This window comes from Pseudomonas pharyngis, assembly GCF_021602345.1.
Lineage (GTDB): Bacteria > Pseudomonadota > Gammaproteobacteria > Pseudomonadales > Pseudomonadaceae > Aquipseudomonas > Aquipseudomonas pharyngis.
Map to the genome: position 1 here is coordinate 115394 of NZ_BQID01000009.1, position 20351 is coordinate 135744.

Annotated in this window: 21 protein-coding genes; 9 read left to right on the forward strand and 12 right to left on the reverse strand. The window is 61.3% G+C overall.

What is annotated here, in order from left to right:
• The first annotated feature begins 47 nt into the window (after positions 1-47).
• A complete protein-coding gene (locus tag L6D74_RS19230) occupies positions 48-1172 on the forward strand; it encodes a methyltransferase (protein ID WP_236190064.1) in 1125 nt (374 codons plus the stop codon).
• Between the two features lie 69 nt (positions 1173-1241).
• On the opposite strand, the gene L6D74_RS19235 is transcribed toward L6D74_RS19230, so the two are convergent.
• Genes L6D74_RS19235 through L6D74_RS19245 form a run of 3 tightly spaced genes read right to left on the reverse strand, consistent with a single transcriptional unit; the run spans position 1242 to position 3914 of the window.
• Positions 1242-1409: a DUF2474 domain-containing protein gene (locus L6D74_RS19235; protein ID WP_007950992.1), complete on the reverse strand. Its 168-nt coding sequence runs from the start codon at positions 1407-1409 to the stop codon at positions 1242-1244.
• A gap of 57 nt (positions 1410-1466) precedes the next feature.
• Complete coding sequence (gene cydB / locus L6D74_RS19240) at positions 1467-2474, reverse strand: cytochrome d ubiquinol oxidase subunit II (RefSeq protein ID WP_039771762.1); 1008 nt, start codon at positions 2472-2474, stop codon at positions 1467-1469.
• 3 nt (positions 2475-2477) lie between these two features.
• Positions 2478-3914 carry a cytochrome ubiquinol oxidase subunit I gene (locus L6D74_RS19245; protein ID WP_236190065.1) on the reverse strand — a complete coding sequence of 479 codons (1437 nt, stop codon included), beginning with the start codon at positions 3912-3914 and terminating at the stop codon, positions 2478-2480.
• Between the two features lie 400 nt (positions 3915-4314).
• On the opposite strand from L6D74_RS19245, the gene L6D74_RS19250 reads away from it, so the two are divergent.
• Both L6D74_RS19250 and L6D74_RS19255 read left to right on the forward strand, forming a co-directional pair.
• The gene (locus L6D74_RS19250; RefSeq protein ID WP_085648722.1) at positions 4315-5553 is read left to right on the forward strand and encodes an MFS transporter; all 1239 of its coding nucleotides are present in this window, start codon (positions 4315-4317) and stop codon (positions 5551-5553) included.
• A gap of 120 nt (positions 5554-5673) precedes the next feature.
• Positions 5674-5961: a HigA family addiction module antitoxin gene (locus tag L6D74_RS19255; protein WP_045121630.1), complete on the forward strand. Its 288-nt coding sequence runs from the start codon at positions 5674-5676 to the stop codon at positions 5959-5961.
• Between the two features lie 5 nt (positions 5962-5966).
• On the opposite strand, the gene L6D74_RS19260 is transcribed toward L6D74_RS19255, so the two are convergent.
• On the reverse strand, positions 5967-6518 hold the full coding sequence (locus L6D74_RS19260; protein WP_236190067.1) for a DJ-1 family glyoxalase III: 552 nt from the start codon (positions 6516-6518) through the stop codon (positions 5967-5969).
• 67 nt (positions 6519-6585) lie between these two features.
• Positions 6586-7035: a DUF4879 domain-containing protein gene (locus L6D74_RS19265; protein WP_236190068.1), complete on the reverse strand. Its 450-nt coding sequence runs from the start codon at positions 7033-7035 to the stop codon at positions 6586-6588.
• Positions 7036-7255: 220 nt separating this feature from the next.
• Between L6D74_RS19265 and L6D74_RS19270 the strand changes: the two genes are divergently transcribed.
• Positions 7256-8551 carry an NCS2 family permease gene (locus L6D74_RS19270; protein ID WP_064599583.1) on the forward strand — a complete coding sequence of 432 codons (1296 nt, stop codon included), beginning with the start codon at positions 7256-7258 and terminating at the stop codon, positions 8549-8551.
• Positions 8548-9627 (forward strand): tRNA (uridine(54)-C5)-methyltransferase TrmA, encoded by a 1080-nt coding sequence (gene trmA, locus L6D74_RS19275; protein WP_236190069.1) that lies wholly within the window; start codon positions 8548-8550, stop codon positions 9625-9627. The genes L6D74_RS19270 and trmA overlap by 4 nt, the downstream gene beginning before the upstream one ends.
• 54 nt (positions 9628-9681) lie before the next feature.
• Here the strand turns inward: trmA and L6D74_RS19280 are convergent, their stop codons facing one another.
• Both L6D74_RS19280 and L6D74_RS19285 read right to left on the reverse strand, forming a co-directional pair.
• Positions 9682-10128, reverse strand: a complete 447-nt coding sequence (locus L6D74_RS19280) for a hypothetical protein (protein WP_221398142.1) — start codon at positions 10126-10128, stop codon at positions 9682-9684.
• Positions 10125-10553, reverse strand: coding sequence for a hypothetical protein (locus L6D74_RS19285; RefSeq protein WP_039771768.1), 429 nt, complete (start codon positions 10551-10553; stop codon positions 10125-10127). The genes L6D74_RS19280 and L6D74_RS19285 overlap by 4 nt, the downstream gene beginning before the upstream one ends.
• Positions 10554-10757: 204 nt before the next feature.
• On the opposite strand from L6D74_RS19285, the gene L6D74_RS19290 reads away from it, so the two are divergent.
• From L6D74_RS19290 to L6D74_RS19300, 3 genes are all read left to right on the forward strand, one after another.
• Positions 10758-11669 (forward strand): LysR family transcriptional regulator, encoded by a 912-nt coding sequence (locus L6D74_RS19290; RefSeq protein ID WP_085612592.1) that lies wholly within the window; start codon positions 10758-10760, stop codon positions 11667-11669.
• Positions 11670-11809: 140 nt separating this feature from the next.
• Positions 11810-12259 carry a type II 3-dehydroquinate dehydratase gene (gene aroQ, locus L6D74_RS19295; RefSeq protein WP_039771771.1) on the forward strand — a complete coding sequence of 150 codons (450 nt, stop codon included), beginning with the start codon at positions 11810-11812 and terminating at the stop codon, positions 12257-12259.
• Positions 12256-13110, forward strand: a complete 855-nt coding sequence (locus L6D74_RS19300; RefSeq protein WP_236190070.1) for a shikimate dehydrogenase — start codon at positions 12256-12258, stop codon at positions 13108-13110. Before aroQ ends, L6D74_RS19300 begins: the two co-directional genes overlap by 4 nt.
• Positions 13111-13143: 33 nt before the next feature.
• Here L6D74_RS19300 and L6D74_RS19305 read toward each other — a convergent pair whose 3' ends face one another.
• The gene (locus L6D74_RS19305) at positions 13144-13821 is read right to left on the reverse strand and encodes a TetR/AcrR family transcriptional regulator (RefSeq protein WP_236190071.1); all 678 of its coding nucleotides are present in this window, start codon (positions 13819-13821) and stop codon (positions 13144-13146) included.
• Positions 13822-13923: 102 nt separating this feature from the next.
• A complete protein-coding gene (gene quiC / locus L6D74_RS19310; RefSeq protein ID WP_236190072.1) occupies positions 13924-15825 on the reverse strand; it encodes a 3-dehydroshikimate dehydratase QuiC in 1902 nt (633 codons plus the stop codon).
• A gap of 273 nt (positions 15826-16098) precedes the next feature.
• Here quiC and L6D74_RS19315 point away from each other — a divergent pair, with 273 nt between their 5' ends.
• A complete protein-coding gene (locus tag L6D74_RS19315) occupies positions 16099-17436 on the forward strand; it encodes an MFS transporter (RefSeq protein WP_064599596.1) in 1338 nt (445 codons plus the stop codon).
• A 59-nt stretch (positions 17437-17495) separates the two neighbouring features.
• On the opposite strand, the gene L6D74_RS19320 is transcribed toward L6D74_RS19315, so the two are convergent.
• The 3 genes from L6D74_RS19320 to L6D74_RS19330 all read right to left on the reverse strand — a co-directional run bounded on the left by L6D74_RS19320 (position 17496) and on the right by L6D74_RS19330 (position 20320).
• A complete protein-coding gene (locus L6D74_RS19320) occupies positions 17496-18374 on the reverse strand; it encodes a DMT family transporter (RefSeq protein WP_039771776.1) in 879 nt (292 codons plus the stop codon).
• A 66-nt stretch (positions 18375-18440) separates the two neighbouring features.
• Complete coding sequence (locus L6D74_RS19325) at positions 18441-19256, reverse strand: sugar phosphate isomerase/epimerase family protein (RefSeq protein ID WP_236190073.1); 816 nt, start codon at positions 19254-19256, stop codon at positions 18441-18443.
• Between the two features lie 2 nt (positions 19257-19258).
• Complete coding sequence (locus tag L6D74_RS19330) at positions 19259-20320, reverse strand: Gfo/Idh/MocA family protein (RefSeq protein WP_236190074.1); 1062 nt, start codon at positions 20318-20320, stop codon at positions 19259-19261.
• Positions 20321-20351: the final 31 nt, after the last annotated feature.

Sequence of the window (20351 nt, forward strand, 5' to 3'; positions counted from 1 at the left end):
ACTCCTGGGCCGCGGGACACCCGTCGATTACCCAGAGTCCCCGCCCCATGCCTTTGCTCGATACGCCCTTCGCCCAGCTCGATCTGATCCGCCAGCCCGAACAGCAGAAGGAACCGCTGCAAGCCTTCGACGCAGCCGATGAATACCTGCTCAATCATCTGGCCGAACAGAATCTGCCGGCGGATACCCGAGTATTGGTGCTCAACGACAGTTTCGGCGCGCTGGCCATCAGCCTCTCGGGCAAACTGCAGGTCAGCACCAGCGGTGATTCATTCCTGGCGTTTCAGGGGCTGGAAAAAAACCTGCTGCGCAACAGCAAGGCGTTCGATGCTGTGCGCGGTATTCCCGCCAGCGCGCCATTGGTCGGGCCGTTCGACCGGGTGCTGATTCGCGTCCCGAAAACTCTGGCGCTGCTGGAAGAACAACTGATTCGCCTGCAAGGCCAATTGGCACCGGGCGCTCAGGTAGTGGCAGCGGCGATGGTCAAGCATTTGCCGCGTGCCGCCGGTGATCTGCTGGAACGCTACATCGGGCCGGTTCAGGCTTCGCTGGCAGTGAAGAAGGCCCGACTGCTGATCGCCACGCCCGAGCCCAAGACACCGGCCGTCTCGCCCTACCCGACCCGCTATCACCTCGACGAGCCGGCCATCGAACTGCTCAACCACGCCAACGTGTTCTGCCGCGAAGGGCTGGACATCGGCACCCGTGCCTTCCTTGCGCACCTGCCGAAAAACCTCGGCTCGGCACGAGTCGCCGACCTCGGCTGCGGTAACGGCGTACTGGCCATCGCCAGCGCCCTGCAAAATCCTGAAGCGCATTACACGCTGGTGGACGAATCGTTCATGGCCGTGCAATCGGCAGCCGAGAACTGGCGCGCGGCGTTCGGTGAACGTGACGTGATCGTACGCGCCGGCGACGGTCTGGCCGGTCAGGAAGCGCAATCGCTGGACGTAGTCCTGTGCAACCCGCCGTTCCACCAGCAACAGGTGGTCGGCGATTTCCTCGCCTGGCGCATGTTCCAGCAGGCCCGCGAAGCGCTGGTGGTCGGTGGCGCGCTGTACATCGTCGGCAACCGTCACCTGGGTTATCACAGCAAACTGGCGCGACTGTTCCGGGGTGTCGAGCAAGTCGCCGCGACTCCGAAATTCGTGATCCTCAAGGCGCGCAAATAATCCGGGCAAAAAAAACCCTCCGGTCGGAGGGTCAAAAATCCGTGCCGCAAGGCAGCGGGATGGGAAGTCTCAGTGCGTGGTCAGACCTGCGGCGTTCATGAACATGCGCATCAGGCTGGCGACGATGAACAGAGCACCGACGCTGCCGACCCAGATCATGGCCAACCAGCCGAGCCGCTGCCACAGCGGCTTTTTTTCGGCTTCTTCAATATCGTGCAGGGAATGTTTGCCGGTCATGCTTGCATCCTCCGGTTGCGGGAGATGGCGCCGCGCTCGGCGCCATCGTGATCACCATTAGTGATAACCGTCTTCGTGGGTGACCTTGCCGCGGAACACGTAATAGCTCCAGAAGGTGTAACCCAGGATGAACGGGATGATGAACAGCGTGCCCACCAGCATGAAGCCCTGGCTTTGCGGCGGCGCGGCGGCGTCCCAGATCGAGATCGACGGCGGCACGATGTTCGGCCACAGGCTGATGCCCAGACCGCTGTAGCCGAGGAAGATCAGCACCAGGGTTAGCAGGAACGGCATGTAGTTGGCGTTTCGCGCCACCGCACGGATCAGTGCGTACAGCGTCACCAACACCAGAATCGGCACCGGCAGGAACCAGAACAGATTGGGCAGGCTGAACCAGCGCTCGGCGATTTCCGGGTGAGAGAGCGGCGTCCACAGGCTGACGATGCCGATCACCGCCAGCAACACGAAGGCCAGCGGGCGCGCCAGGTCATGCATCTGCTCCTGAAGCTTGCCTTCGGTCTTCATGATCAGCCAGGTGCAACCGAGCAGCGCATACGCCACAACAAGCGCGGCGCCGCAGAACAGCGTGAACGGCGTCAGCCAGTCCAGTGAACCGCCGGCATATTGCCGGTTGACCACGGGCAAGCCGTCGATGAACGCACCGAGCGCCACGCCCTGGAAGAATGTCGCCGCTACCGAACCACCGATGAACGCCTTGTCCCACAGGTGACGCTTGTCGTCCTTGGCCTTGAAGCGGAACTCGAACGCCACGCCGCGAAAAATCAGCCCGATCAGCATGAAGATCAGCGGCAGGTACAGCGCCGACAGCACGACCGAATAAGCCAGCGGGAACGCGCCGAACAACGCCGCGCCGCCCAGTACAAGCCAGGTTTCATTGCCGTCCCACACGGGGGCAACGGTGTTCATCATCACGTCGCGGTCGGTCTTGCCGGGGATGAACGGAAAGAGAATCCCGATCCCAAGGTCGAAACCGTCCATGACCACGTACATCATGATGCCGAAGATGATGATCACGGCCCAGATCAGCGGAAGATCAATACCCATGATTCAAATCTCCTTGGTCAGGCTGCGGTCGTGTTCGGCGCCATCGTCGTCGGCAGCGGACAACGGACGGGCCGGCGTACGTTTCTGGCCAGGACCACCTTCGTTGGTTTCCTTGCCTTCGTCGGTCTTCGGTCCTTTGCGCACCAGGCGCATCATGTAGCCCAGCCCCGCACCGAACAGCGCGAAATACACCACCACGAACATGATCAGCGTGATGCTCATCTGCATGAAACTGTGGTTGGAAGACGCATCGGCCGTGCGCATCAGCCCGTAGACCACCCATGGCTGACGACCGATTTCAGTGGTGAACCAGCCCGCCAGGATCGCGATCAGGCCGGACGGCCCCATCCACAGCGCCAGGTACAGAAACGGCCGCGAGGTGTAGAGCGAGTCACGCTTGCGCAGCCACAAACTCCACAGACCGGTGAAGATCATCAGGAAGCCGAGACCGACCATGATCCGGAACGACCAGAACACGATGGTCGAGTTCGGCCGGTCTTCTGGCGGGAACTCCTTGAGCGCCGGGACTTGCTTGTCCAGCGAGTGGGTCAGGATCAGGCTGCCGAGGTATGGAATCTCGACAGCAAACTTGGTCTTTTCTTCCTTCATGTCCGGCCAGCCGAACAGGATCAGCGGTGTCGCTTCGTCGCCGACGTTTTCCCAGTGACCTTCGATCGCGGCGATCTTCGCCGGTTGGTGCTCAAGGGTATTGAGGCCATGGAAGTCGCCGATGACTGCCTGGATCGGCGCAACGATCAGCGCCATCCACATCGCCATCGACAGCATGGTGCGGATCGCCGGATTGTCCTTGCCGCGCAGCAAGTGCCAGGCTGCCGACGAGCCGACGAAGAAAGCCGTCGCGACGAACGCCGCCGTCGCCATGTGCATCAGGCGATAGGGGAATGACGGGTTGAAGATGATTGCCAGCCAGTCGGTTGGAATGACCTGACCGTTGACGATCTCGAAGCCCTGCGGGGTCTGCATCCAACTGTTGGAGGCGAGAATCCAGAACGTGGAAATCAGCGTGCCGATGGCCACCATCACCGTGGAGAAAAAGTGCAGGCCGCGCCCGACCTTGTTCCAGCCGAACAGCATCACCCCGAGGAAACCGGCTTCGAGGAAGAACGCCGTGAGCACTTCATACGTCAGCAACGGGCCGGTGACTGAACCGGCGAAGTCCGAGAAGCGGCTCCAGTTGGTGCCGAACTGGTAGGCCATGACCAGCCCCGAGACCACGCCCATGCCGAAGTTCACGGCAAAGATCTTCGACCAGAAATGGTAGAGGTCACGGTAGGTGTCATTGCCGGTTTTCAGCCACAGGCCTTCCAGCACCGCGAGATAGCTCGCAAGACCGATGGTGATCGCCGGGAACAGGATGTGGAATGAGATGGTGAACGCGAACTGAATTCGGGCGAGATCCAGGGCCTCTAAACCGAACATAAGCTTTCCTCTATCAGATAACGGTTCCAGGACTGGCGGCCTTGAACCACTGCCCCCACGGGTATGGAGTGCGGCGAACTCGAATTCGTTCTTCTTTTTACAGGCATCGCGACGCAGGGAGTCTGCCGACGGGTCCCGGATCAGTTCCGCGATGGGTCTTGATCTGGATCAATCAACGTTAAAAGAGTAGTCCCATTTCCGACGGAGAACCGCGTGGTCTTTTGCCGCGTGACAAGTTGCCTCACAGACCTGACAACGCTCTGAAATACATCCGTGGCCGGAGCTCGCGCCACGACGGGGAAAAATCGATGTCTGGCTAACTAAATTTTCTGTCATAGCAACTTCCTGTTACAGACTGGTGATAATCTCGCGGTTCCCCTCGATCAAGACCGGCCCGCAAATGCCCAGCCAAGAGCCCTTGCTGTTACGTCACCACCGTCCCTTTGTTGCGTTCTGGTTGGCCCGGATCTTCACCGCCAGCGGTTTTCAGATGCTCACCGTGGCGATCGGCTGGAACCTCTATCAACTGACCGGCAATGTGCTCGACCTGGGTCTGGTCGGGTTGGTGGAATTCGCGCCACGCGTATTGTTCATGTTGCACACCGGCCACGTTGCCGATCGCTACGACCGGCGCAAGGTCGCGGCGATCTGCCAGTCGCTGCAGGCCCTGATCGCCCTGGCACTGGCCATCGGCAGCGCCACTGACCATGTCACCCGGGAAATGATCTTTATCCTGGCGTTCCTGCTGGGCGCCGCACGCTCCTTCGAAATGCCGACCACCCAGGCGCTGCTGCCGAGCATCGTGCCCAGCGCGCTGTTTCCACGGGCGGTTGCCGCTGCGCAATCGGCGCAGCAATCGGCCACCATCGTCGCCCCGGCGCTCGGCGGTCTTCTTTATGCCTTCGGCAGCGTGTGGGTCTATGGCCCGACGGTCATTCTGTATGTCATCGCCTGCACGCTGATGCTCAACCTGCCGGCCCGGCAAACCCCGCTGAACAAAGGCAAGGCGACGCTGGACTCGTTGCTGGCGGGGATTCGCTTTATCCGCAGCCGCCCGGACATTCTCGGGGCGATTTCGCTGGATCTGTTCGCCGTGTTGCTGGGTGGCGCCACGGCGCTGTTGCCGGTGTTTGCCAAGGACATCCTGCTGACCGGGCCGTGGGGCCTCGGACTGCTGCGTTCGGCGCCGGCGGTCGGGGCGTTGATGATGTCGCTGTTCCTGGCGCGGTTTGCCGTTGAGCGAAACGTCGGTCGGGTGATGTTTACTGCCGTCGGCGTGTTCGGCGTGGCCACAATCGCCTTCGGTCTGTCGACCTCGTTCTGGTTCTCGCTGGCGGTGCTGGTGGTGCTCGGCGCGGCAGACATGATCAGCATGGTGATCCGTGCCTCGTTCGTGCAGCTGGAAACCCCGGACGAAATGCGCGGCCGGGTCAGCGCGGTGAACGGCCTGTTCATCGGTGCCTCCAACCAGCTGGGCGAATTCGAATCCGGCCTCACCGCCCACTGGTTCGGCACCGTGCCGGCGGTGGTGATGGGCGGCATCGGCACGCTTGTGGTGACCGGAACCTGGATCAAACTGTTCCCGACCCTGGCCAACCGCGACCGGATGCATGTGCCGGTGGAAGAGGTGAAGGCCTAGCTACACCGCTGCCACCTACGCAGCTAACCCGCCAAACACAATCAGCTCGAAAAGATGCGGTACATAGATACCGCATTGAGTGTAATGTATCGCCTTACACTCGCCGCATGATCAAATCCTATGCCCATGCACAACCCGCCACACCCCGGTGAAACACTGCTGATGGACGTATTGCCGGAACTTGGCATCAGCGTTACCGAATTGGCTCGGCATCTGGGATTCGCTCGTCCTCATCTATCTCGCGTTTTGCACGGACATGCGCCGATCAGCCCGGATCTGGCCGTACGACTGGAACGCGCGGGGATTGGCAAGGCTCGCATGTGGCTAGGCGTTCAAACCGATTACGACCTTTGGCAAGCCGAGCACCGTGAGCAGCCAGCCATTCAACCAATCGCTGCTCACGCCTGACCTTCTCAGGCCAGCAACTCCCCCGCTACCTTCAATCTGACGGCCTTGCCCGCCAGTTGCTCGACCAGTGTCAGCGCAAATGCCAGCGCGGCGCCGGAGCCTTGGGCGGTGATGCAATTACCGTCGACCACTACGGGTTGATCAACAAAGGTGCAACCGGAAAGGTTATGACTGCTGAGGGGCAGGCAGGTCATCCGGCGTTGACGTAATACACCGAAGCTTTGCAGGGCGACCGCCGGGGCTTCGGCGATGGCGGCGAACAGGCGTCCGGCGCTGGCTTGGTCCTTGAGTAATTGTTGCAAGGGCTGATGAGCCGCCAGGTGTTGCGCGCCGACAGCGCCGCCGGGCAGGACAATCAGGTCGAAGGTCTGGGCCAGCACATCAATGAGCATGCCGTCGGCGGTCAATCGCGTGCCTCGGGCGCAGGTCAGCATGCGCCGGCCCTCGATGCTGGCCGCCACTACTTCGATGCCGGCGCGGCGCAGCACGTCGATCAGGGTCACGCATTGCAGATCATCGATGCCCTCGGCGAGGGTAATCAGGGCTCTAAAGGTCATGGGCGCCATCCGCTGGGTGATCCTTAAAGCGTAGTCAGCTTTGTCCTGCCCTGTTCGGCGACAGCCGTTACTTGATGTAAAGCTGGGTCGACAACGTGTTGCGCGGGGCGTTGATCGAGGTGTTGCTGAAGGTAAAGGTGCCTTCCTGACGAGTCGCCAGATCGAAGGTGTACAGCGAACCGACGGTCTTCGCGCCTGGCGTGCACTCGGTCAGGTTGCCGTTATCGAAAGCACAGACCGGGCTCCGGGTGCCATTCACTTCGAAACCGTCCAGCGCTGCCTGAGGCTGACTCTGGCCGTAACCGATTTCCAGCACATAGACCTTGATGCCCGGCGCGTTGTGATCGCAACGGGTCTGCACCTGGCCATCGGTAATGTCTTCAAGCCCGCAGGACGCCGACTGAACCTTGATGACTTTCACCTCGCTCAATCGCGGTGCCGACGCCGCGAGTGCCGTCGGTACACCGGCCAGCAGCAAGGCCATCAGTCCAGCGGTCTTCATCCAACCCTTGTTCATGCGATCCATCCCCGAAAAAACAGCGCGCAGTATGGCGTAGTTAGTCGTGGTGCAAAACTTCGCCGACGATCGACACCAACATCCGCCATCTTCCTCACGCTGCTGGTATGATGCGCGGCTTTTTCCGACCCACCACAATTTTCCAGGCGCTTGCGACGGTCTGTGCTTTGCTGTTGAGGTCGATACATTCACGGCGCCACGCGCGCCACGGGGAGCAGACATGCTGGAAAGGCTGTTTCAACTCAAGGCACACAACACCAACGTGCGGACCGAGATTCTCGCGGGCGTCACGACCTTCCTGGCCATGGCCTACATTCTGTTCGTCAACCCGAGCATCCTCGGCGAGACCGGCATGGACAAAGGTGCGGTGTTCGTCGCCACGTGTCTGGCAGCCGCCATCGGCTCCACGGTCATGGGCCTGATCGCCAACTACCCGATCGCCCTCGCGCCGGGCATGGGGCTGAACGCCTTCTTTACCTACACCGTCGTGCTGCACATGGGCCACACCTGGCAAGTGGCGCTGGGCGCGGTGTTCATTTCGGCCGTGTGCTTCTTCCTGCTGTCGATCTTCCGCATCCGTGAATGGATCATCAACAGCATCCCGCTGCCACTGCGCTCGGCGATTGCCGCCGGTATCGGCCTGTTCCTGGCGCTGATCGCCCTGCACAACGCCGGCATTGTGGTCAGCAACCCGGCAACCATGGTCGGCCTCGGCGACCTGAAGCAACCGGCCCCGATTCTCGCCACCCTCGGTTTCGCCCTGATCGTCGCCCTTGAAGCCCTGAAAGTGCGCGGCGCGGTGCTGATCGGCATCCTGGCGGTGACCATCGTTTCGATCGTGATGGGCTTCACCCCGTTCGGCGGCGTGACCTCGATGCCACCTTCGCTGGCCCCGACCTTCCTGCAACTGGACATCAAGGGCGCGCTGGACATCGGTCTGGTCAGCGTGATCTTCGCTTTCCTGTTCGTCGACCTGTTCGACAACTCCGGCACCCTGATCGGCGTCGCCAAGCGCGCCGGCCTGATGGGCAAGGACGGCCACATGCCGAAAATGGGCCGTGCACTGATCGCTGACAGCACCGCGGCCATGGCCGGTTCGCTGCTGGGCACCTCGACCACCACCAGCTACATCGAATCCGCTGCGGGCGTGAGTGCCGGCGGCCGCACCGGCCTGACCGCCATCGTCGTCGCGATCCTGTTCCTGCTGGCGCTGTTCTTCTCGCCACTGGCTGCCAGCGTACCGGCGTTCGCCACCGCACCAGCGCTGCTGTTCGTCGCCGTGCTGATGACTTCGGGCCTGGCGGAAATAGACTGGGAAGACATCACCGTCGCCGCGCCGGTCGTGGTCACCGCCCTGGCGATGCCTTTCACCTATTCCATCGCCAACGGCATCGCCTTCGGCTTCATCGCCTGGACTGCGATCAAACTGCTGTCCGGCCGCGCCCGTGAGCTGAACCCGGCGCTGGTGATCCTGTCGATTCTGTTCGTGATCAAGCTGGGTTGGTTCAACGCATGACTTTTGATTCCCAGGCTTACGCCGCACAACTCGAAGACAAGGTCACGCGCCTGCGTGACCTGCTGGCCCCGTTCGATGCACCGGAGCCAACGGTGTTCGACTCGCCTTTGCAGAACTTCCGCCTGCGCGCCGAATTCCGCCTGTGGCGCGAGGCCGGCGAGCGGCATTACGCGATGTTTTCCCAGGACGACAAACGCACGCCGATCCTGATCGAAGAGTTCCCGATCGCCAGCCTGCGCATCAACCAGTTGATGCCGCAATTGAAAGCGGCCTGGCAGGCCAGCGCGGCGCTGAGCCACAAGCTGTTCCAGGTCGAGTTTCTGACCACCCTGGCCGGCGACGCGATGATCACCCTGTGCTATCACCGTCCGCTGGACGAACACTGGCACGCGGCGGCGACCCAACTGGCGGCGGATCTGGGCGTCAGCATCATCGGTCGTTCCAAGGGCAAGCGCGAAGTGCTCGGCCTCGATTACGTGGTCGAGAAACTTGACGTCGGTGGTCGCACGTTCAGCTATCGCCAGCCGGAAGGCGCGTTCACCCAGCCCAACGGCACCGTGAACCAGAAGATGCTCAACTGGGCATACGAAGCACTGGGTGATCGCAGCGACGATCTGCTGGAGCTGTACTGCGGCAACGGCAACTTCACCCTGCCGCTGGCGACTCGCGTGCGCAAAGTGCTGGCCACCGAAATCAGCAAGACCTCGGTCAACGCCGCGTTGAGCAACCTGGCCGAAAACGCTGTGGATAACGTCACGCTGGTGCGCCTGTCCGCCGAAGAGCTGACTGAAGCACTGAACGAAGTTCGCCCGTTCCGTCGCCTGCACGGTATCGACCTGAAAAGCTACGAGTTCGGCAGCGTGTTCGTCGACCCGCCACGGGCCGGCATGGACCCGGACACCTGCGAGCTGACCCGTCGCTTCGACAACATCCTGTACATCTCCTGCAACCCGGAAACGCTGGCGGCAAACATCGCCCAACTGCACGACACGCACCGCATCACCCGCTGCGCGCTGTTCGACCAGTTTCCGTGGACCCACCACATGGAATCCGGCGTGCTGCTGACCCGACGTTGATCGCAAGTGCCAGAAACAAGAAAGCCGTCCTCATCGACGGCTTTTTTGTGCCTTTCATGGCACGGGATCGATCTTGCGCGGACGCCCGCCCTTCCTGCCGTTGGCCCGTGCAGCTTCAGCTTTCGCAGTGCTGCTCTGGCGGCCATTGCGCGAAGCGATCACCGAGGCAGCCATGGCCATCAGTGGCTGACTGGCGGAGATCATCCCGGCGATGGAAACCTGCAGGTCCTTGCCGTCGTGGCACAGCGCGGTGCCAGCGAAGCCGACGTGCAATCCGCTGAAGTCTTCCGGTTCGAAGTCATCGAATTCGCGGTAGAGATTCACTGGCAGCAGCACGCCGCTGTCGTCCTCGAAGTGAATCACCAGGCAGGGTTTCTGAAAGGCCACCGACACGGCTTGAAGGCTGCTGCGTCGGCGCAGCCCTCCCCGCTCAACAGCTTCATCGAGACGCTTTTCTGTTACCGGTCGATCAGCATGCAAACCGGCTTTTACTGTTTTCATAGTTCGATCTCCACACCTTCCTGAGCACCAACCAGGGCCAGCAGGGTTTTGTTTTCTTCTGGTTCGTAATACGCCGATCCGATTCTGAAGGTTGCTCCGGTGACTTCGCGCATGACGGCCACTTCGTTCGAGTCCCCGTCCCACCATTGATTATCGAGACACGCCGTCTGCAATCGAGTCCACCAGATTCGACGGGCCCGCCGCAGATGAACAGTTTCACGCAGCGATTGACGCAGCCCCTCGAGCACTGCAATCGGTGGCCGACGTGACAGGGGCACCACATCCCATAACTCCACGCCGTTGTGCCAGAAGCTGAATTTGAAACGGGCACTCCATGCACCTGAATCAACGTGCGCATGGGGCGGACAATGTTCGTCTCGCAGCATGATCACCACCGACAATCCCTTGTAACTGCACACTTTCATGCTAACCCATCCGTTAGGTTAAAGAGTTTCGAAAACTGCCATTCCCTGACAATTCCGACCATCGGCATTGCTGTCTCAAATGGTCATTACGTTTTCGAGCCTAGTGCGGGATTCAGGAAAGCCCCGCGCAAAATGGTAAGCAGTTCTTTCGCAGCGGCCGCGCATTTGCTACATACGAAGACTCATTCCCCGGTGTAATCAATCATGCAGCGACACTTCGACGATCTTCAGCTGGGCAGCATCGAGCTGTTTTGCCTGGCCGCCGAGTGCGGCAGTTTCACCGGCGCGGCGCAGGCGGCTTCGGTGACGCCGGCAGCGGTGAGCCGCTCGGTATCCCGCATGGAGGAACGCCTGGGCGTGCGGCTGTTCGCGCGTACCACCCGCAGCGTGAAACTGACCGACAGCGGCCGGCGCTACTACGAAGAGTGCAGGCAGGCGCTGGCGCAACTGGTCGAGGCGCAACGGGAAGTCATGGGCCAGCAGCAGGAACCGTCCGGCACCCTGCGTATCAGTATTCCTACAACCTACGCCCATCACCGGATCCTGCCGCTGTTGCCCGCGTTTCGTGCGCGCTTCCCGCAGGTGAAGGTCGACATGCACATCAGCAACCGCAACATCGACTTCGTCGGCGAGGGTTACGACATGGCGATCCGCGTGCGGGCAATCCCCGACTCCGGCCTGATCGCCCGCCATCTGGAGGACGCAGCGCTGGTGATGGTCGCCAGCCCCGACTACCTCAAACGCGCCGGCACGCCGCAGACCCTCGAAGACCTCGAACAACACGAGTGTATTCAGTACGAATTGCCCAGCAGCGGGCGGCGGATCACTTGGCTGTTCTATGAGGAAGACGCGCCACGGGAAATCCTCGCCGAGGGCAACTTCTGCTGCTCCGATGACGTGCTCGGTGGCGTGACCCTGGCCAAACATGGCGCCGGGTTGTTCCAGACGTATCGCTTCATTGTCGAAAAAGAACTGGCCGACGGCTCGTTGGTGGAAGTGCTCCAGCCCTACAGCGGACGCTCGCGGCCGTTCACTTTGCTGTACCCGCAGAATCGCCACATGCCGCTGCGCGTCAGGGCTTTCATTGATTTTCTGGTCGAGCAGTTGCCGCATTGATTTCACCTGTGTGCGATCACCGCACACAAAACCGGACTGTCGATGCAGAGCAATTGATTAAAGTAACCATCTAGTACAATTTAACTCCACAGGTCGAAACCCTCGGCCCAAGCCAAAAACAATAAGTGGAGTTTGCCCCCATGCCCCCTATCGTTCTGGTGCTCAACGGCCCGAACCTGAACCTGCTCGGTACCCGTGAACCGGCAACCTACGGTCACGAAACCCTGGCCGACATCTCTGCCCTGTGCGGGCGCGCCGCCGAAGAGTTCGGCCTGGCCGTGGAGTTTCGCCAGACCAACCACGAAGGCGAACTGCTCGACTGGATTCACGGCGCCCGCCAGCGCTGCGCCGGCATCGTCATCAACCCGGCCGCCTGGACCCACACTTCGGTAGCGATCCGCGACGCCCTCGTTGCCAGCGAATTGCCGGTGATCGAAGTACACCTGTCCAACGTCCATGCCCGCGAGCCGTTCCGTCATCACTCGTTCGTCTCGGCCATCGCCACCGCCGTAATGTGCGGCTTCGGCAGCCACGGCTATCGCCTGGCCCTGGAACATTTCAGCCAACGGCTGAAGGGGCGAACCGCATGAATCGTAACAACGTGATACTCGCCGGGCTGATCGGCGCCGGCATCCAGGCCTCCCGCACCCCGGCGCTGCACGAACACGAAGGCGACGAACAGGGCCTGCGCTACCTGTACCGGCTGATCGACCTCGATCAACTGCAACTGGACAGCAACGCCCTGCCCGACCTGCTGCTGGCCGCCGAGCGAATGAACTACACCGGCCTGAACATCACCTTCCCGTGCAAGCAGGCAATCATTCCGCTGCTCGATGAACTATCCCCGGAAGCCCGAGGCATCGGCGCCGTGAACACGGTGGTGCTGAAGGACGGCAAACGCGTCGGCCACAACACCGATTGCCTGGGTTTTGCCGAAGGTTTTCGTCGCGGCCTGCCAGACGTTGCCCGCGAACGTGTGGTCCAGATGGGCGCTGGTGGCGCCGGTGCGGCAGTGGCCCACGCCTTGTTGAGCGAAGGCGTACGGCAACTGAGCATTTTTGATGTGGACGTGGAGCGCGCCGAAAGCCTGGCCAACAACCTCAATCAGCATTTCGGTGCCGGTCGGGCCGTGGCCGGACATGATCTGGGGAGCACGCTGAGTCAGGCCGATGGTCTGGTAAACACTACGCCGATGGGTATGGCCAAATTGCCCGGCATGCCCGTGCCGGCGGCGCTGCTGCGGCCCGAGTTGTGGGTGGCGGAGATTGTGTATTTCCCGCTGGAAACCGAACTGCTGCGCAACGCCCGCGCCCTGGGTTGCCGAACCCTGGATGGCGGCAACATGGCGGTGTTTCAGGCAGTGAAGGCGTTTGAGCTGTTCAGCGGCACGGTGCCGGATGCGCAGCGAATGCTCGCGCATTTTCAAAGCATGAATGGCTAAAACCGTGAGGGGGCCCGGCCCCCTCGACTTCGGTCACGCCTTCAAGTAGCGCAGTACCGACTCACAAATCATCTCGCGATGACGTTGCTTGATGCTTTCGTCCGGCAGGTCGATCTGGAAGATCTCACCGAAGGTATGGCGGTTCGATACGCGATAGAAGCAGAACGAACTGATCAACAGATGCACGTCCAGCGCGTCGAGCCCGGCGCGGAACACGCCTTCTTCAGCACCGCGACGCAGAATCTCGCCCAGAGAATCGAGGATGGTGTTGTTCATCGCCTTGATCGCATCGGAACGCTTCACGTACTCGGCGTTGTGGATGTTTTCGATGCTGACGATCCGCACGAAATCGACGTTGCGATCGTGGTGATCGAAGGTGAATTCCACCAGACGCCGGATCGCTTCCACCGGCGGCAATTCAGCCAGGTGCAGGCGGTTTTCGGTGCTGCGGATATCGCCGTAGAGCTTCTCCAGCACCTCGACGTACAACTGCTCCTTGCTGCCGAAGTAGTAATAGATCATGCGTTTGGAGGTGTGGATACGCTCGGCGATCGCATCGACGCGAGCGCCGGACAGCCCCTGCTGGACGAACTCGACGATCGCCTCCTGCAGGATATTCTCGCGGGTCTTTTCCGGGTTGTTCTTGCGACTCTTGCGCGGCTCTACCGCGGGTAGAACGGGAGCTGCGGGAAGTTCTGAAGTCATTGTCATTGCGGGCTCACGGCCATCACTGCACAGGCTGGCGATTATGGGCCGCGCGACCCAGTGAAGGAAGCCGCGCGACCGGTGTTTAATCCCGCGTTTACGAATTTCCTACAACTTCGCCTGGCGAACCGCGCCACTGCGTGATTTGGCCATCGCCGCCAGCCGCACCGCGACGTTGGCGGCGCCATAACCGGCGTAACCGTTCTTGCGCTGGATGATCTCGAAGAAGAAGCGCCCCTCGAACGGCTCGGTATAGACGTGAAACAACTCGCCGCCCTGCGCATCGCGGTCGTACAGCACGTTGTAGTACGCCAGTTCGCTGAGGAATTCGTCATCGAAATCGAAACGCGCCGCGAGGTCATCGTAATAGTTCAGCGGGATGTCCAGCAGCGGCACGCCTGCCTCTTTCGCCCGGCTGACTTCGGCGAAGATATCGTCGCAATCGAAGGCGATGTGATGCACCCCGGAACCGCGATAACTCGACAGCGCGTGTGAGATCGCGGTGTTGCGGTTCTCGGAAATGTTCAGCGGCAGACGGATCGAACTGTCGCGGCTACGCAGGGCGCGGCTCTTCACCAGCCCGTACGGATCGGGCAGCACCACTTCATCGTCAGCCTCGAAATCCAGCAGGCTCTTGTAGAACAACACCCAGCTGTCGAGGCTGTCTGCCGGCAGCGCCATGGCCATGTGGTCGATGCGCTTGAGACCGCCGCGCGCCACCGCGTCCGGCAGCAGATTGAAGTCGGTGCCGTAGACATCCGCCTCCTGATCCACCAGATAAATCAGGCTGCCGTCCGGTGCACGCACCGCCGCCAGTTCCAGTTCATTGGGGCCGACCAATCCGCGATACGGCTGACCTTTATAGGCGACGGCGCGGGCCAGCGCGCTGGCGCTGTCCTTGACCCGCACGGCGGTGGCGCACAGCGACGGGCCGTGGGCCTCGAAAAAACTGTGGCCGAACGAATAGGGTTCAGAGTTGAGGATCAGGTTGATATCACCCTGACGCAACAGGCTGACGCTCTTGGAGCGATGCTGTCCGGCCTTGACGAAACCCAGCCGTTCCAGCCAGTTCGACAGCTTGGCGCCCAGGCTTTCATCCACGGCGAACTCAAGAAACTCGATGCCGTTGTATTCGCTGGCCTTCGGCGTTTCGAAGAGGATGTCGCGGTTATCCACAGGACGGATTTCCTGCTCCAGACGCTGGCGGGTTTTCTCCTCCAGGTACAGCAGCGAACGCAGACCGTCAGCGGCATTGGCCCGAGGCGGCGCGGCGCGGAAGCCGTCGTTGAAGATTTCCAGCGACAGCGGCCCGGTGTAGCCGCTCTGGATGATCGGCGCTAGGAAGCCCGGAAGATCGAATTCACCCTGCCCCGGGAAGCAGCGGAAATGCCGGCTCCACTCCAGCACGTCCATCGCCAGGATCGGCGCGTCGGCCATCTGTACGAAGAAAATCTTGTCGCCGGGAATCTCGGCAATCGCCCGTGGATCGCCCTTGAGCGACAAGGTGTGGAAGCTGTCGAGCAACACGCCGAGGGCCGGGTGATCGGCCTGACGCACGATGTCCCAGACCTGTTGATAAGTATTGACGTGACGGCCCCAGGCCAGCGCTTCATAACCGATGCGCAGGCCACGGGCACCAGCGCGCTCGGCCAGCAGGCGCAGGTCGTCGATGAGGATCTGCTGCTCGCCGAGACTGTCGGGGGAGGCATTGCTGCAGACCAGCACCAGGTCGGTGCCCAGTTCCTGCATCAGGTCGAACTTGCGCTCGGCCCGCTCCAGATTGCGCTCCAGACGATCACGGCGGCAGCCTTCGAAATCGCGGAACGGCTGAAACAGGGTGATTGCAATCCCGAGGTCGGCGCACATCTGCCGGATTTCCCGGGGGCTGCCGTCGTAATACAGAAGATCGTTCTCGAAAATCTCCACCCCGTCGAACCCGGCGGCGGCAATGGCTTCGAGTTTTTCCGGCAGGGTTCCGCTCAAGGAGACGGTGGCAATGGATCGCTGCATGTTTCAACTCCCGGTGGAGACGTCGGCTACGGAAATTGCGCCGCTTTTATAGGGTGAGCGAATTATTGGTCCCGGTTTTTCATTGAGCAATTTAAACTGTACTACCCGGTTAGTTTTGCGTGCGATTATCGAACAGAATGCCGGTTTGGCGAATTGACGATTTTTCGTCCACTGCCCAACATCCGTCTCACCTTGAGTCCGGAACTGAACCACCGGTCGCAGCGTGCACAAGAAAAGCACACCAAATAACAAATCCAAAAACGGGTGGAACACATGATTCCTTCACAGACTTCCCGCATGGCTCCGGCCATGAGCACTGCCACGGGTGGCATCGGCGACAAGATCCGCGGCGCCATGGCCGTCGGCAAGACCCGCTGGGGCATGCTGGCGCTGGTGTTTTTCGCCACCACCCTCAATTACATCGACCGCGCCGCCCTCGGCGTCATGCAGCCGATCCTCGCCAAGGAAATGAGCTGGACGGCGATGGACTACGCCAACATCAACTTCTGGTTTCAGGTCGGCTACGCGATCGGTTTCGTGCTGCAAGGACGGCTGATCGATCGGGTCGGCGTCAAGCGCGTGTTCTTCTGCGCGGTCCTGCTCTGGAGCCTGGCCACCGGCGCCCACGGTCTGGCGACCTCGGCGGTGGGCTTCATGGTCTGCCGATTCATCCTCGGTCTGACTGAAGCGGCCAACTACCCGGCCTGCGTGAAGACCACACGCCTGTGGTTCCCGGCCGGCGAGCGCGCCGTGGCCACCGGCATCTTCAACGCCGGTACCAACGTCGGTGCGATGTTCACCCCGATGCTGCTGCCGCTGATCCTTCACGTGTGGGGCTGGCAGGCTGCGTTCCTGTGCATGTCGGCACTGGGCGGGATCTGGCTGCTGTTCTGGGGCCTGAAGTATTTCAACCCGGAAGATCACCCAAACGTTAAGCAGTCAGAGCTGGAATACATCCAGAAAGAAGTCGAACCGGAACAGGCCCGCGTGCCGTTCTCGAAAATCCTGCGCATGCGCGGCACCTGGGCCTTCGCCCTCGCCTACTCGCTGACCGCGCCGGTGTTCTGGTTCTACCTGTACTGGCTGCCGCCGTTTCTCAATCAGCAATACAACCTGGGCATCAACGTCACCCAGATGGGCATTCCGCTGATCATCATCTACGTCACCGCTGACTTCGGCAGCGTGGGCGGCGGGATTCTGTCTTCGTTCCTGATCGGTCGCGGCATGAACTCAATCAAGGCGCGGCTGCTGTCGATGTTCCTGTTCGCCTGCTGCATCATCGGCGTGGTCATGGCCGCCGGTTCCGCCAACCTGTGGATTGCCGTCGCTGCCATCTCCCTGGCCATCGGCGCGCACCAGGCCTGGACCGCCAACATCTGGAGCCTGGTGATGGACTACACGCCCAAGCACATGATGAGCACGGTGTTCGGTTTCGGCGGCATGTGCGCAGCGATTGGCGGGATGTTCATGACCCAGATCGTCGGCCACATCCTGACCGTCACCAACAACAACTACACCGTGCTGTTCACCCTGATCCCGGCGATGTACTTCATCGCGCTGACCTGGATGTACTTCATGGCACCGCGCAAGATACCTACCGTCACTGAGTAACCTTTCAATACTGAATAACCTTCCTGCACCGACCGGCCTGATTTCAGGCCGGTTTGCTTTCAGCGCCGGCTCTGCTGCCACGCTGCCGCCAGCCCGCTGCAACAGATCACTGCGATCCCGATCACCGTCATCAGGGTCGGCGTGTGCGCAAACAGCAACCAGCCCAATAACCCCGCGAACACGATCTGGCAATAACCGAACGGCGCCAGCAATGCTGGTGCGGCATGGCGGAAAGCCTGGGTCAGAAACAGGTGCGCGGTCATTCCGCAACTGCCCAGCGCCAGCATCAACAACGCATGCCCCAGGCTCGGCACCTGCCAGAAGAACGGCACCAGCGCACTCATCACCAGCGTGTTGCACAGCCCGGCGAAAAAGTTGCTGGTGGTCGGGCTGTCGACTTCAGCGAGCTTGCGGGTGAGCAATTGATAGAAGCAGAAAAACAGCGCCGAGCAGAACGGCAACAAAATCGCCGGGGTGAACAAATCACCGCCCGGATGGACGATGATCAGCACCCCGATGAACCCGCACACCACCGCGATCCACTGACCGCGCGTCACCCGTTCCTTGAGCAACGGCACCGACAGCGCCGTCACCAGCACCGGCGCAAGAAAGTTGACCGCCGTGGCTTCGGCCAACGGGATGTACAGCAACGCCGTGGTGAAAAACAGGCTGGTCCCCAACAGGCACAACGCCCGCGCCAATTGCCACAACGGGCGTTTGGTGCGCAGCACACGCAGCCCGGACTGCGGCAGGAAAATCCCCGCCATCAGCAGCGTGTGCACCAGATACCGCGCCCACACCACCATGACGATCGGATAAAAACCCGAAAGGTATTTCGACAGCGCGTCGTGGCTGGAGAACAGGAACGTCGCCACGACAATCAGCAAGATCCCCTTGAAGGGTTGGTTGACGCCGGAAAGCGGAGTGCTGACGGTCATGGGCTCTCTCTGAATGAAAAATAAACGGTGACGAGGTCGCGTGCGCCCTCGCCCCTTGAAGCAGACTTAAAGCCGGGCCAACAATTCCCGTGTCCGGTCGATCGCCATTTGCGCCCGCTGCAATCCACTCACGCCTTGCTCCAGCAATTTGACCGTGGGAATTTCCAGACTCAGGGGAAGGTTAGCCGGAAGACTGCGCAACAAGCCGCTCAAGTCACAATCGCCCTCGCCGGGAAACCGTCGTTCATTGCGGGCCTGACGCAAGATCTCGGCCATGTCCGTCGGCCTCGGCCCGGCAACATCGCACAACTGTGCATAGCGCAGCCGTGAGGGCGGCACGCCATCCAGATCTTCCAGCCGCGATCCGGAACGGTCGAAGTGAAACGCATCGACCAGCACCGCACCGTTTTCGCGCCCGGCCTTGGCGACGATGCGCAACGCCTGCTCAAGATTGCGTGCATCGGTCCAGGGCATGAACTCCAGATGCGGGTGCAAACCGTAGCGCGCCGCCAGATCGCAGAGTGCCGCAAAATTATCGGTGAGCCGCTGTTCGTCGGGATCGTTACCGGCGACCAGCAATTCACTGGCACCGAACTCCGCGCCAACGCTGAGCAGTGGCTCGAAATCCGCCACCACTGTCTGCGGCTTCAATCGAAGGATTTCCACGTCGAGCACGCCGATTCCGGTGTCACGCAAACGCGCCAGTGTCTGACGCCGCAAATCGCCATCGGCTACCAGCGGAAAGTGATATTCCTCGGGCGTCGCCGGCTCCAGACGCAGGCCGACATGGCTGTAACCGGCACGGGCCGCGACCTCGACCATCTCGGGTGGCGACAACTCCAGCACGGTCAGGCTGGCCAGGGACAGAATTCGTTCGTTCATGTTCAGGCCTCGATCTGCGCGGGTTCGGTGGCGCGACCGCTGGCCGCCGCTTCACGGATGGCCTCGACCAGCGCCAGCGTGCGGGCGGCGTCGGCGGCACTCACCAATGGTTCGACTTCCCGCCGTACCACGCGGACGAAATGCTGCAACTGCAACCGGAGGGCTTCGTCCGGTGTGAACGGTTCATCAACGGACAGCAACGGCTCATGCCAACCGGCGTCCACCTGCTCGGCGCGGTAATGCCAGCGCTTGAGTTGCGGAATGCTCAAGGCCCCGGCCGTTCCCGCCAGTAAATAGCACGGCTGATCCGCCTGACGTGGATAGACCGGGTTCTCACCGGAGTTCAACTCCCAGCTCCATGGAGCCGCCACCGCATCGGAACCGGTCAGGGTGCCGAGCGCTCCGCCATCGAATTGCAGCAGAATCGCCGCGCTGTCTTCATTGGCAAAACCGCGCACCGAATGGTCGGTGATCGCCTGCACCGAACGCACTTCACCACACAGGTGACGCAGCAGATCGAGGTCGTGAATCAGATTGGTCAACAGCATTCCGGCACCTGCCTCGCGCCGCCACACCGTTTCGAAATACTGGTCGGGCTTGCGCAGCTGGAACAACGCAGTCACCAGCGTCAGCCGTCCCAACGCCCCACCCTTGACCAGCTCATGAGCACGCACGATCAACGGATTGTGCCGCCGATGATGGCCGACCAGCACCGGTACGCCACTGCGCTTCACCGCCGCCACCAATTCCCGCGCTTCATCCAGGTTTACGCCCACCGGCTTTTCCAGCAACACCGGAACGCCAGCGGCCAAGCAATCCAGCGCGGTGCTGACGTGCTGATTATTGGGATTGGCAACGATCACTGCGTCTGGCCGGTTCTGCTCCAGCATCTGACGGTGATCGGCGAAATGCGCCACACCCCACTCCGCCGCCAGGGCCGGTGCCTGAGGGCCGGGGTCGCCCACGGCGCATAACGTGGCCTCAGTGAGATTCTTCAAGTGCCGGTAATGTTGCTGGCCCATGTTGCCGGCGCCGATCAGGGCGATTCGAAGGGGCGGGTTCAAGGTGCGATCCTCTTGTGATTGTTGTAGGAAA